11 protein-coding genes are annotated in these 12574 nt (G+C 68.6%); 3 read left to right on the plus strand and 8 right to left on the minus strand.

Features of this window, described 5'->3' with window-relative positions; translation table 11 throughout:
- Positions 1-204: 204 nt before the first annotated feature.
- On the minus strand, positions 205-2160 hold the full coding sequence (gene acs / locus VGE03_RS03480; RefSeq protein ID WP_331045081.1) for an acetate--CoA ligase: 1956 nt from the start codon (positions 2158-2160) through the stop codon (positions 205-207).
- A gap of 140 nt (positions 2161-2300) precedes the next feature.
- Positions 2301-3929, minus strand: a complete 1629-nt coding sequence (locus VGE03_RS03485) for an MFS transporter (protein WP_331045082.1) — start codon at positions 3927-3929, stop codon at positions 2301-2303.
- A 155-nt stretch (positions 3930-4084) separates the two neighbouring features.
- Here VGE03_RS03485 and VGE03_RS03490 point away from each other — a divergent pair, with 155 nt between their 5' ends.
- Positions 4085-4378 (plus strand): hypothetical protein, encoded by a 294-nt coding sequence (locus tag VGE03_RS03490; protein WP_331045083.1) that lies wholly within the window; start codon positions 4085-4087, stop codon positions 4376-4378.
- Here VGE03_RS03490 and VGE03_RS03495 read toward each other — a convergent pair.
- From VGE03_RS03495 to VGE03_RS03515, 5 genes are read right to left on the minus strand one after another with little or no spacing between them, the layout of a single operon-like run.
- A complete protein-coding gene (locus VGE03_RS03495) occupies positions 4375-5469 on the minus strand; it encodes a sugar kinase (protein WP_331045084.1) in 1095 nt (364 codons plus the stop codon). The genes VGE03_RS03490 and VGE03_RS03495 overlap by 4 nt on opposite strands.
- The gene (locus tag VGE03_RS03500) at positions 5466-6746 is read right to left on the minus strand and encodes a TRAP transporter large permease (RefSeq protein WP_331045085.1); all 1281 of its coding nucleotides are present in this window, start codon (positions 6744-6746) and stop codon (positions 5466-5468) included. Before VGE03_RS03500 ends, VGE03_RS03495 begins: the two co-directional genes overlap by 4 nt.
- 3 nt (positions 6747-6749) lie before the next feature.
- Positions 6750-7259 carry a TRAP transporter small permease gene (locus VGE03_RS03505; RefSeq protein ID WP_331045086.1) on the minus strand — a complete coding sequence of 170 codons (510 nt, stop codon included), beginning with the start codon at positions 7257-7259 and terminating at the stop codon, positions 6750-6752.
- A gap of 44 nt (positions 7260-7303) precedes the next feature.
- Positions 7304-8296, minus strand: coding sequence for a TRAP transporter substrate-binding protein (locus tag VGE03_RS03510; protein ID WP_331045087.1), 993 nt, complete (start codon positions 8294-8296; stop codon positions 7304-7306).
- Positions 8293-9108 (minus strand): 2-keto-4-pentenoate hydratase, encoded by an 816-nt coding sequence (locus VGE03_RS03515; protein WP_331045088.1) that lies wholly within the window; start codon positions 9106-9108, stop codon positions 8293-8295. The genes VGE03_RS03510 and VGE03_RS03515 overlap by 4 nt, the downstream gene beginning before the upstream one ends.
- A 128-nt stretch (positions 9109-9236) precedes the next feature.
- Between VGE03_RS03515 and VGE03_RS03520 the strand changes: the two genes are divergently transcribed.
- Both VGE03_RS03520 and VGE03_RS03525 read left to right on the plus strand, forming a co-directional pair.
- Complete coding sequence (locus VGE03_RS03520) at positions 9237-10607, plus strand: pectate lyase (RefSeq protein WP_331045089.1); 1371 nt, start codon at positions 9237-9239, stop codon at positions 10605-10607.
- Positions 10608-10665: 58 nt separating this feature from the next.
- Positions 10666-11709 (plus strand): LacI family DNA-binding transcriptional regulator, encoded by a 1044-nt coding sequence (locus tag VGE03_RS03525; protein ID WP_331045090.1) that lies wholly within the window; start codon positions 10666-10668, stop codon positions 11707-11709.
- A gap of 55 nt (positions 11710-11764) precedes the next feature.
- On the opposite strand, the gene VGE03_RS03530 is transcribed toward VGE03_RS03525, so the two are convergent.
- Positions 11765-12427, minus strand: coding sequence for an RpiB/LacA/LacB family sugar-phosphate isomerase (locus VGE03_RS03530; RefSeq protein ID WP_331045091.1), 663 nt, complete (start codon positions 12425-12427; stop codon positions 11765-11767).
- Positions 12428-12574: the final 147 nt, after the last annotated feature.

The raw sequence follows: 12574 nt of genomic DNA on the forward strand, positions 1-12574 counted from the left end.
GTCGCGGCGACCCCGACAACAAGCGATCCGCCCAGGGCGGAGGAGGTCATCAGGGCGCGCAAAACCCGGGAAGGCGAACGAGAGGCACGGAGCATGGGAGGAGGACCAATGGCTGTTTACGAACAACCGAACATTGTCCAACCCCGCGCCCAGGTTTATCGATCTGCGACCAAGCTGGGCTATGGCGCGACAAAGACCGGCGCGTCAGGTTCCGCTCGCGCGGTTCCTGACCAGGTCGTCCACCACGGCGGGGTCGGCCAGGGTGGAGGTGTCGCCCAGGGCGCCGATCTCGTTCTCGGCGATCTTGCGCAGGATGCGGCGCATGATCTTGCCCGACCGGGTCTTCGGCAGGCCCGGCGCCCACTGGATCACGTCCGGCGCGGCGATGGGGCCGATCTCGTGGCGGACCTGCGCGACCAGCGCCTTCTTCAGGGCGTCGGTCGCCTCGACGCCCTTGTTCAGGGTGACGTAGGCGTAGATGCCTTGGCCCTTAATGTCATGCGGGAAGCCGACGACGGCGGCCTCGGCCACGTCGTCGTGCAGCACCAGGGCGCTCTCGACCTCGGCCGTGCCCATCCGGTGGCCCGAGACGTTGATCACGTCATCCACCCGACCGGTGATCCAGTAATAGCCGTCCTCATCGCGGCGGCAGCCGTCGCCGGTGAAATACTTGCCCGGGTAGGTGCTGAAATAGGTGTCGAAGAAGCGTTGGTGGTCGCCGTAGACCGTCCGCATCTGGCCCGGCCAGCTGTCGGTGATCACCAGATTGCCCTCGGTCGCGCCGTCCAGCACCCCGCCCGCGGCGTCGACGATCTGCAGCTCCACCCCGGGCAGGGGCTTGGTCGCCGAGCCGGGCTTCAGGTCCGTCGCGCCGGGCAGGGGCGAGACCAGCACGCCGCCGGTCTCGGTCTGCCACCAGGTGTCCACGATCGGGCAGCGGCCCTCGCCGACGACCTCGTGATACCAGCGCCAGGCCTCGGGGTTGATCGGCTCGCCGACCGAGCCCAGCAGGCGTAGCGACGTGCGGCTGGTCGCCTTCACCGGCCCGTCGCCCTCGCGCATCAGGGCCCTCAGGGCCGTCGGCGCGGTGTAGAAGATCTCGACCTGGTGCTTGTCCACCACCTGCCAGAAGCGGCTGTGGTCCGGATAGTTGGGCACGCCCTCGAACATCAGGGTCGTCGCGCCGTTGGCCAGCGGGCCGTAGACGCAATAGCTGTGGCCGGTGACCCAGCCCACGTCGGCGGTGCACCAGAAGACCTCGCCGGGGCGGTAGTCGAACACCAGCTCGTGGGTCCACGACGCCCAGAACAGATAGCCGCCGGTGGTGTGCAGCACTCCCTTGGGCTTTCCGGTCGAGCCGGAGGTGTAGAGGATGAACAGCGGGTCCTCGGCGTTCATCGGTTCGCACGGACAGTCCGCGGGGACCCGGGCCTTCGCCTCCTCGTAGCGGACGTCACGGCCGGCGATCACGGGCACGTCGGCGCCCGTGTGGGTGATCAGCAGGACCTTGTCGACCGAAACACGTTCCAACGCCGCATCGACATTGGCCTTCAGCGGGATCCGCTTGCCGCCGCGCACGCCCTCGTCGGTGGTGATGACCACGCGCGAGCCGCAGTCCTCGATCCGGCCGGCCAGACTGTCCGGCGAGAAGCCGCCGAAGACCACCGAATGGATCGCGCCGATCCGGGCGCAGGCCAGCATGGCCACCGCCGCCGCCGGGATCATAGGCAGATAGAGGGTCGCCCGGTCGCCCTTCATCACGCCCATGTCCTTCAGGACATTGGCCATGCGGCAGACCTCGGCGTGCAGTTCGCGATAGGTCAGCCGCCCGGACTCGGTCGGCTCGTCGCCCTCCCAGATGATCGCGGTGTCGTGGCCGCGCGTGTCCAGATGCCGGTCCAGGCAGTTCCAGGCGACGTTCAGGATGCCGTCCGCGAACCAGCGGATGCGGAAGTCGGCCTTGTTGAAGGACACGTCCTTGATCAGCGTCGGGCAGGTCATCCAGTCGATCCGCCGGGCCTGCTCGGCCCAGAACGCCTCGGGCGTCTCGCGCGCGGCCACGCGGGCGGTGTCATAGCCGTGCGCGGTCATGCGGGCGCGCTGGGCCCACTCGGACGGGACGGGATACAGGTCAGGGCCTTCGGTCACGACGTTCCTCATTCAGTATTCTTGCGGGACTGAAGTCCCCGTCCACGGGTCGAGCCGCGGACCCCGCCACCGAACAACAAGCGGTGAGGGCGGTCCACCCCGCAGCGACAACATGGGGGCGCCCAACTGTCGCGAAAGTGCGTCAGGCGATCCTATTCGTGGATGTCCACGTCCTTGCGGTCCCGGATCAGCAGGCCGCCGACGATGACCGTCAGCAGCGCCACCACCACCGGATACCAGAGGCCGTAGTAGATGTTGCCCGTGGCCGCGACCATGGCGAAGGCGGTGGTCGGCAGGAAGCCGCCGAACCAGCCGTTTCCGATATGATAGGGCAGGGACATTGAGGTGTAGCGCACCTTGGTCGGGAACATCTCCACCAGCGCCGCCGCGATCGGGCCGTAGACCATGGTCACATACAGCACGAGCAAGAACAGGATGCCGACCACCAGCGGCTTGTTCACCAGCGCGCTGTCGGCCTTGGCCGGGTAGCCGGCGGCGGTCAGGGCGGCGCCCAGGCCCTTCTCCCAGTCGGCCTTGCCGGCCGGGTCGGCCAGGCCGGGGATCACCTGCTCGCCGATCCGCACCTCAGCCACGCTGCCCGCCGGCGTCGCGACCGTTTCATAGGTGACGCCCGCCTTGGCCAGATAGCTCTTGGCCATGTCGCAGGAGCTGTTGAACTTCGCCTTGCCGACCGGGTCGAACTGGAACGAGCAGTCGGCGGGATCCGCGGCCACGGTCACCGGCGCCGCCGCGGTGGCGGCCGCCAGCTGCGGATTGGCCGCCCCGGTCAGGGCGTGGAACAGCGGGAAGTAGGTCAGGGCCGCCAGCAGGCAGCCGATCAGGATGATCGGCTTGCGCCCCACCTTGTCCGACAGCCAGCCCCAGAAGACGAAGAAGGGCGTCGCGAGGAACAGGGCCGTGGCGATCAGCACATTGGCCAGAGCCGGATCGACCTTCAGCGTCTTCTCGACGAAGAACAGGGCGTAGAACTGGCCGGTGTACCAGACCACCGCCTGACCGGCGGCGAGGCCGAACAGGGCCAGCAGCACCAGCTTCAGGTTCGGCCATTTGCCGAAGCTGTCCTTCAGTGGCGTGGTCGAGCCCTTGCCCTCGGCCTTCATGCGCTGGAAGGCGGGGCTCTCGGACAGCTTGAGCCGGATCCACAGGGACACGCCCAGCAGCAGGATCGAGACGAGGAAGGGAATGCGCCAGCCCCAGTCCTTGAACGCGTCCTCGCCGATGACCGAACGGACGCCGAGGATGACCAGCAGGCTCAGCATCAGGCCCGCGGTCGCGGTGATCTGGATGAAGGAGGTGTAGAAGCCGCGCTTTCCGGGCGGGGCATGCTCGGCGACATAGGTGGCCGCGCCACCGTACTCGCCGCCCAGCGCCAGCCCCTGCACCAGTCGCATCAGGATCAGCACCACCGGCGCCGCCACCCCGATCATCGCATAGGACGGCAGCAGGCCGACCACGAAGGTCGACAGCCCCATCAGCAGCATGGTGATCAGGAAGGTGTTCTTGCGCCCCCACAGGTCGCCCAGCCGCCCGAATACGATCGCCCCGAACGGCCGCACCGCGAACCCGGCCGCGAAGGCCATCAGGGCGAAGATGAAGCCGGTCGTCTCGTTCACGCCCGAGAAGAACTGGGCCGTGATGATCGCCGCCAGCGAGCCGTACAGATAGAAGTCGTACCACTCGATCACCGTCCCCACCGACGAGGCCAGGATGACCAGCCGGTCGTTACGGTCGACGGTGTGTTCCCCCGCGGCGTCGCTCATGCGGTCCCTCCCTGGACTCGGTTAGCGGTACCGTGGACCGGATTTCGCCGGTACGCCAGCCGCACGCGCATAAAGCGAGCTTGGCTTTAAGCGATGATTGTGTTGCCCTTTGTCGCTCGCAGGAGCGATTCCTCTGATTGTTGGAGTGGCCCGGCATGTCTCCGGTGAAGAATGTGATGATCTCGAGCGGATCGGTCACCTTTCACGGAGAGGGCGAGGCCGCGCTTCTGGGGCTGCGTCCGGCGCCGGCCTTCTTCGAGGTGTCCTTCATGCTCGACGTCGAAAGCGAGGCGGACGGCCTGCCGGTGCGCAACATCTTTCACCTGAGCACCCGCGTCGGCGGCCTGCCCGAGGACACGCCGTGGGCGGAGGTCGAGGCGCTCGCCTTCGTGCAACTGGCGCCGTTGCTTGAGGGGATTGCCGGGCAGTTGGACGGAGTGCGGCCCTAGCGGACCGCCGCGGCGCCCTTGCCCGCCGCCAGTCCCTGCACCTCGGCCAGCGAGGTCATGGCGTTGTCGCCGGGGGTGGTCATGGCGATGGCGCCGTGGGCGATGCCGTAATCCACCGCCGCCTGCGGGCCGAGGCCTTGCATGAAGGCGTAGGCCAGGCCGGAGACGAAGCCGTCGCCGCCGCCGACCCGATCCAGTACCGCGACCTCGCTGACCGGCGTGGCGTAACGTTCGCCGTCCAGCCACAGCACCCCGCCCCAGCGATTGATCGAGGCCGAGACCGGGTCGCGCAGGGTGGCGGCGAAGACCTGAACGTTGGGCAGCTCCTTCGCCAGTCGCGCCGCGAGGGCGTCGAAAGGCGCGCTGTCCGCGGGGTCGGCCCGCGTCCCGCCGGTCTCGATGCCGAGGCAGGAGGCGTAGGCGTACTCGTCCCCGACCAGCACATCGACCAGCCCGGCGATCTCACGGTTCACGCGGCGCGCGGCGTCCGGATCCGGATGGCTGGACCACAGGCTGGCCCGGTAGTTCAGGTCGTAGCTGACCACGACGCCGTGTTTCCTAGCGGCGCGGATCGCGGCCAGTGTCGTCTCGGCTGTGGCCTCGGACAGGGCGGCGAAGATGCCGCCGGTGTGCAGCCAGCGCACGCCCTCGGCGCCGAACAGATGGTCCCAGTCCACCTCGTCGGGCCGGATCTGCGAGGCCGCGGAGTTGGCGCGGTCGGAGCAGCCCAGGGCGCCGCGCGGACCGAAGCCGCGCTCGGTGAAGTTCAGCCCGACCCGGGTGTTGCGGCCGACGCCGTCGGCGTCACGCCACAGGATGTGGGACGTGTCGACGCCGCCCTGCAGGATCAGGTCCTCGACCAGCGCTCCGGTCTCGGTCCGGGGCAGGGCGGTGACGACAGACGTCCTCAGCCCGAAGGTCTTCCGCAAGCCGCGGGCGACGTTGTACTCGCCGCCGCCCTCCCAGACCTGGAAGGTCCGGGCGGTGCGGATGCGGCCCTCGCCGGGATCGAGGCGTAGCATGACCTCGCCCAGGGCGACGCAGTCCCAACGGCAGTCTTCGGCGGACCTGAGGCCCTTGAGTTCGGTCATTTCAGCAGGGACGGCAGCCAGAGCGAGATCGCGGGCACGAAGGTGACCAGCATCAGCACCGCGGTGCAAGCCAGATAGAAGGGCCAGATCGAACGCAGGCTGTGGGTCATCGGCACCCGCGCGATGGCGCTGCCGACGAACAGGACCGAGCCGACCGGCGGGGTGATCAGGCCGATGCCGCAGTTCAGCAGCAGGATCACGCCGAACTGCACCGGGTCCACGCCGAAGGCCTTGGCCACCGGCAGGAAGATCGGGGTGCAGATGATGATCAGCGGCGCCATGTCCATGAAGGTGCCGAGGATCAGCAGGATGATGTTGATCAGCAGCAGGATCAGGATCGGGTTGTCGGTCAGGGTCTGCAGCAGGCTGACCATCATCGACGGCACCTGCAGATAGGCCATCAGCCAGCCGAAGGCGCCCGCGCAGCCGATGATGAACAGCACCGCGCCCGAGGTGCGAGCCGCGCCGGTGCAGGCCGCCTTGAAGGCCGACCAGCTCATGTGGCGATAGACGATCCCGGTCACGACGGTGGCGTAGACCACGGCGATCGAGGCGCTCTCCACGGCGGTGAAGATGCCCGCCCGGATGCCGCCGAAGATGATGCCGACCAGCAGCAGGCCGGGGATGGCGGCGACCAGACGGGTCAGGACCGCGCGGAAGCCCGGGAAGGGCTCGGCCGTGTAGCCGCGGCGACGGGCCAGCACATAGGAGACGATCATCAGCGATACGGCCAGCAGGCCCGCCGGGAGGATGCCCGCCGCGAACAGGTCGGAGATCGACACCCCGCCTCCGGCCGAGGCCGAGTACAGGATCATGTTGTGCGACGGCGGCACCAGCAGCGCGACCAGCGCCGCCGAGATGGTCACGTTGACGGCGTAGTCGCTGTCGTAGCCGCGCTTCTGCATCTGCGGGATCATGGTGCCGCCGATGGCCGAGACGTCGGCGATGGCGCTGCCCGAGACGCCGCCGAACAGGGTCGAACCGACGACCGTGACCTGGCCCAGGCCGCCGCGCACGTGGCCGACCAGCGAGCCGGCGAGGGTGATCATGCGGTCGGACAGGCCGCCCTTCATCATCAGTTCGCCGGTGAAGATGAACAGCGGAATGGCCAGCAGGGCCACCGAGGTGATGTCCGAGCCCATCTGCTGGAACACCACGATCGGAGGCAGGGCGAGGAACAGGACGGTCGCCAGCGTCGAGGCCAGCAGGGCGAAGGCCACCGGCACGCCGATCGCCAGAAGGATGGCCAGAAGGCCGAAGAGGATCAGATATTCCATGGCTCAGTCCTCCGCCTCGACGGCCTCGGGGGCGCGGTAGTCTCCGGTCAGCAGCCGCTCGATCGAGAACAGCAGGATCAGGCCGCCACCGACGCACAGGCCGGCGAACTTCAGGCCCGCGGGCAGGGGCGCGCCCGCCATGTGGACGGCCCAGTCGTCGATCATCAGCGAACCGCCGAGCCACAGCAGGCCCGCGCCCGCGGCCGCCGCGATCAGGCGCGAGACGGATTTCAGCGCCCACTGCACCTTCGCCGGCAGGGCGTGCTGCAGGGTCTGGAAGGCGAAATGGGTTTCCCGGCGCACCGCCACCGCGGCGCCGAACATGACGGCGAAGCTCATCAGCAGCAGGGCCAGCGGTTCGGTCCAGCCGGGGCTGTCGTTCAGCACATAGCGGGCGAAGACCTGCCAGGCCTGGATCAGGGCCATCAGCACCAGGGCCACGCCCGCCAGACCGAGGACCACGGTGGCGAGGCCGTCGAGCGCGCGGGTGAGACCGCGTCGGGATTCAGTCATGTTCGGTCCCCCTCCCAGGGCGCCGATGGGGTGTGCGCGGTCGTTCAGGCGACCGCTGCGATACGTTCGTGGAGCGCGCGCAGGCGCGGCTCGGAAAGATATTTGTCCAGCACCGGCCGCACGGTGGCGGCGAAGGCCTCGCGGTCGACCTGCGCGACCTGCACGCCGGCGGCCAGGACCGTGGCGCGGGCTTCGGCCTCGCGCTTGTCCCAGGCCTCGCGCATGATCGGCACCGACCGGCGAGCCACGTCGCGGACCAGATCCTGATCGGCCTTCGACAGCCGTTCCAGACTGGCCTTCGACATCAGCAGGGCGTCCGGCGAGAAGGAGTGCTCGGTCTCGCTCCAGTACCGCGCCACCTCGAACTGGCGGCTGGACTGGTAGCTGGGCCAGTTGTTCTCGGCGCCGTCGATCAGATGGGTCTGCAGCGACGAGAAGACCGCGCCGAAGGTCAGCGGCGTCGGGTTGGCGCCCATGGCCCGGATCGAGTCCAGGAAGATATCCGACTGCGGCGCGCGCATCTTCAGCCCGCGCATCTGGCCCGGCTCGGTCACCGGATGGCGGACGTTGTAGAAGCTGCGCGGAGCGGCGTCATAGTAGGCCAGCCCCACCAGGCCCCGGCCCTCGAACACATTGAGCAGTTCGTCGCCGATCGCACCGTCCACCACGGCGCGCACGTGCTGCACCGAGCGATAGACATAGGGCAGGGCCAGCAGCCGGGTTTCCGGGAAGGCGTTGTTCAGGGCCGCCACCGCGACGCGGCAGATGTCCACCGCCTGGAAGCGGGTCAGGCCGATGGAGTCGTCCTCGGTGCCCAACTGGCCGGCCGGGAACTGCCGGATGCCGATGCGGCCTCCGGTCAGTCGGCCCAGTTCCTCGCCCATCCATTTGACGGCGGCGACGGTGGGATAGTCGGCCGGGTGGACGTCCACGGCGTTGAGCACGGTCGCGCCGCCGGTCGAGCGCGGGGAGCAGGCGGCGAGGCCGCCCAGTCCGGCGATGCCGGCGAGGGCGAGGGAGCGACGGGTCAGGCTCATGCGTCTTCCCCCTCGGCCGGCACGGCCTCGCAGGCGATCTGTCCGTCCGGTCCGAAGTCGGCGACGGCGGACTGGCCGATGAAGATGCGGTGCACGCCGGTGGCGGCGCCGGTCGAGATCAGTTGCCCGGCCTCGAGCCGGATGCCGCGACGGTGCAGCAGGTTCAGCAGGAAGGCGAGTGAGTCCAGCGGGCCGTTCGGAATGGAGGCCGCGCCGCCCGTGCCGACCGTCTCGCCGTCGATCAGGGTCGCGCAGGTCAGGTCCGCGAGGCGGGCGCGCCAGTCAACGATCTCGTCGCCCAGGATCAGCCCGGCGTTGTTGCCGAAGTCGGAGGCTGTGACCGCCGGGCCGTGTCCGTTGATCTCCGCGAACGGGCTGCCCGCGATCTCCACGCCGATGAAGGCCCGCCCGACCAGGGCGGCGGCGCTTTCAGCGGTCCAGCCGTCGCGGTCCGTAGGGGTGTCCGCCAGTTCGAGGATGTACTCCGCCTCGACCGCGGCGAAGCCGCCGTCGATGACGCCGAAACGGGTCGCCTTGCCCTTTTCGGCCGGCCAGACGTTCTTCGCGAAGATCGGCCCGGCCAGTCGCCCGGCCCCGAACTGGGCATCCAGCGGCGGCGGCACCCGTCCGAGCTTCCAGCCCGCGATTCTGTCCGGCCACAGCGCAATGGCGTCGTCCTGGATGGCGTAGGCCGCATCGAGGGTCAGCGGCTGCGCGCCCGGATAGACGGCGACGGCCACGCCTGCCCGGCGGGCGTCGGTGAAGGCCCGCGCGATCGGCGAAACGCTTGAATTGTCGTGTGCGTGTTTCACGCATCCTCCCATTTGCGTGGGACATTGCGCAGGAAGGAAACCGGTGTCAATTTGAATCCGGCGGCGCGTTGGGCGACGCTATCAGCACAAGACCGCGGTCACAGTCGGTCAGGCTACAGGATGGAAACATGACCTTCGCCCGTTTGGCCGCCGTCGCGGCCGCGCTTGTCCTGCCGCTGGCGACGCCGCCGGCGCCGATGGCCCAGACCGCTCCGGCGGGCGCGCCGGTCGAAGCGGCCCTGCCGGCCTTCCCGGGCGCCCTCGGCTGGGCGGCGCAGACGCCGGGCGGACGGGGCGGCCGCATCATCCGGGTGACCAATCTGAACAGCGAGGGGCCGGGCTCCCTGCGCGAGGCGATCGAGGCGGACGGCCCGCGCATCGTGGTGTTCGAGGTCGGCGGGGTCATCGACCTGGACCGCAAGACGCTGAAGATCACCAACCCCTTCATCACCATCGCCGGCCAGACCGCGCCCTCGCCGGGCATCACCCTGATCCGGGGCGGCATGGACATCGGCGGGCATGACGTGATCGTGCAGCACATCCGCATCCGGCCCGGCTCGGCGGGCGGCGAATGGATGAGCGGCTGGGACGAGGACAGCATCTCCACCCAGGCGGCCTACAATGTGATCGTCGACCACTGCAGCCTGGAATGGGGCACGGACGAGAACCTGTCGGCCTCCGGCCCGCGCTTCACCGGCTCGACCCCCGAGGAATGGCGTCGCGGCACCAGCCACAACATCACCTTCTCGAACAACATCATCGCCGAGAGCCTGGCCTACTCGACCCATTCGAAGGGCGAGCACTCCAAGGGCTCGCTGATCCACGACAACGTCACCGGCCTGCTGATCGTCAACAACCTCTACGCCCACAACTATGAGCGCAGCCCCCTGTTCAAGGGCGGGGTGCACGGGGTGATCGTCAACAACCTGATCTACAATCCCGGCCCGCGCGCCATCCACTACAACCTGGCGCCCGAGGAGTGGCTGGATCACCCCTATGAGGTCGGCAAGATGACGGCCATCGGCAATGTCCTGCGCGCCGGTCCCTCGACCCCGACCGACCGTCTGGCCTTCCTGATGATCGGCGGCGCCGGGGATCTGGAATACTACGGCCGCGACAACATCGCGGTGGACCAGGTCGGCGAGCCGCTGCGCATGTTCGGCCGCTACACCACGACTTCGGCCCGCATCATCGAGACCCGCCGTCCTCCGGTCTGGTGGGAGGGGCTGACCCCGGTTCCGGCCGTTCAGGTGCAGGTTTCGGTTCTCTCGCAATCCGGCGCCCGGCCGTGGGATCGTGACCAGCGCGACGTCCTGCTGATCGCCGAGGTGGCCGAGGGGCGCGGCGAGATCATCGACCATGAGCGCGAGGTCGGCGGCTATCCGGCGGTCGCCGAGGCGACCCGTCGCCCGTTCAATCCGGACGACTGGGACCTGCGTTTCATGACCCCGCTGCGGGACGAGGTGCTGGACCGTCCGGCGCGTCGTCGCACGACCTGACCTGACAGCCGGGGCGACGCGGTCTAAAGACGGTGTTCGACCAGAGAGACTCACCCGCGTGAATGATAGCCGGCGCCCCGGCGGCAAGCCCGCCACCATCAATGACATCGCCCGTATCGCGGAGGTGTCCAAGAAGACGGTGTCGCGCGTCATCAACAACTCCCCCTTCGTGAAGGAGGAGACGCGCAAGCGGGTCGAGGCGGTGATCGCCGAGCACGGCTTCACCCCCGATCCGCAGGCGCGCGGGCTGGCCTTCCGCCGGTCCTTCCTGGTGGGGATGATCTACGACAATCCCAGCCCCAACTACGTCGTGAACATGCAGCAGGGCGTGCTGGACGGCGTGCGCGGCTCGGGCCTTGAGCTGGTGGTCCACCCCTGCAACCGGGCCTCACCGACCTTCCTGGACGAGGTGCGCGGCTTCGTGGTGCGCCAGAAGCTGTTCGGCGTGGTCATGCCGCCGTCGGTGTCGGAAGACGACCGGGTCATCGCGATCCTCAAGGAGGTCGACTGCCCCTATGTCCGCATCGCCTCGGTGTCGCTGGACGAGCCCGCCTGCATGGTGGTCACCCATGACCATCGCGGCGCGGCGCAGGCGGCGCGGCACCTGGCCGAGCTTGGCCACACGCGGGTGGCCTTCATCTCGGGTCCCGACACCTTCCGCTCGTCGTTCGAGCGGGGCAGGGGCTTCCGCGAGGGGCTGGCCGATCACGGCCTGACGCTGGACGACGCCTATACCCGCAAGGGCGCCTACACCTTCGAGTCCGGGGTCGAGGCGGCGCAGAGCCTGCTGGCGATGGATCAGCCGCCCACCGCCATCTTCGCCGGTAACGACGAAATGGCTATCGGCGTCATGAAGGCCGCGCGGGACAAGGGACTGGATGTGCCGGGCGATCTGTCGATCGTCGGCTTCGACGACCTGCCGATGGCGTCACGTGTCTGGCCGAACCTGACCACCGTCCGACTGCCGATCCGCGACATGGGGCGGATGGCGGCCGAGAAGCTGACGGCGGGCATCCGCGGGCTGGACCCGGCGACCCTGGCGCAGCCGGTGGTCGATCCGTCACTGATCGTGCGGGAATCGACGGCGGCGCCGAGGGGCTGATCGGCCTGAACCCAGGCCGCCGTCCCGCCTTGGGGGCGTGGCGGCCGGGCTGTCGTCAGGCGTTTTCCGGCACGCGGGCGTCGGCCAGCACGCCGCGCAGATAGGCGTTCAGCTCGTCGTGCTTCGAATTGGCGAAGAAGTAGTCCTGGAACTTCTCGCCCGCGATCGCGGCCTTCAGCAGGTCCTGGTCCACGGCCTTCAGGGCGGTGACGATGTCCTTGCAGGTCGCGGCCTTCAGGTCCTTCAGGATGCCGCGGTTCTTGCGCATGATCTCGGCGCGTTCCTTCGGGTAGCCGAGGCCGCGCTCGCCGTCGAACAGCTTGCGATAGACGTCCTGCAGGTTCAGTTCGGCGGCCCAGCCGAAGCCCTTGGCGTAGGGCATGGAGATGGCGTTGCCGTCGTTGATCTGGCCGAACAGGAAGGCGTCGGTCGGGTCGATGACCAGACCGCAGAAGACGCCCGGCATCGCGTTGCAGGCCAGCATGGAGCCCATGCCGGTGCCGCAGCCGGTGACCACGAAATCGGCGGCGCCCGAGTTCAGCAGGATGCCCGCCAGCAGCCCGTTCATGACGTAGGTCAGCGAGGCTTTGTCCTCGGGCGAATACATGCCGTAGTGGAAGACCTCATGGCCCAGCGGCTCGGCGACGGCGGTCAGGGCGGCGTGGATCGTCTCGCTCTTGGCGGCCTGGCTGTTCTCGATGATCAGGGCGATTTTCATGGTGTTCCTCCGGGGGAGACAATGGGCGGAGCGCCGGTTTGGCTCCAGCCTCGTCCCCGTTTGCATCGGGTTATGACACCGGTTACCTATGTGTTCAATCCGCACAGACAAGTCGGGGGAGGGAAAGCATGTCGGCCAAGGCGCATC

The organism is Brevundimonas sp., assembly GCF_036400995.1.
Lineage (GTDB): Bacteria > Pseudomonadota > Alphaproteobacteria > Caulobacterales > Caulobacteraceae > Brevundimonas.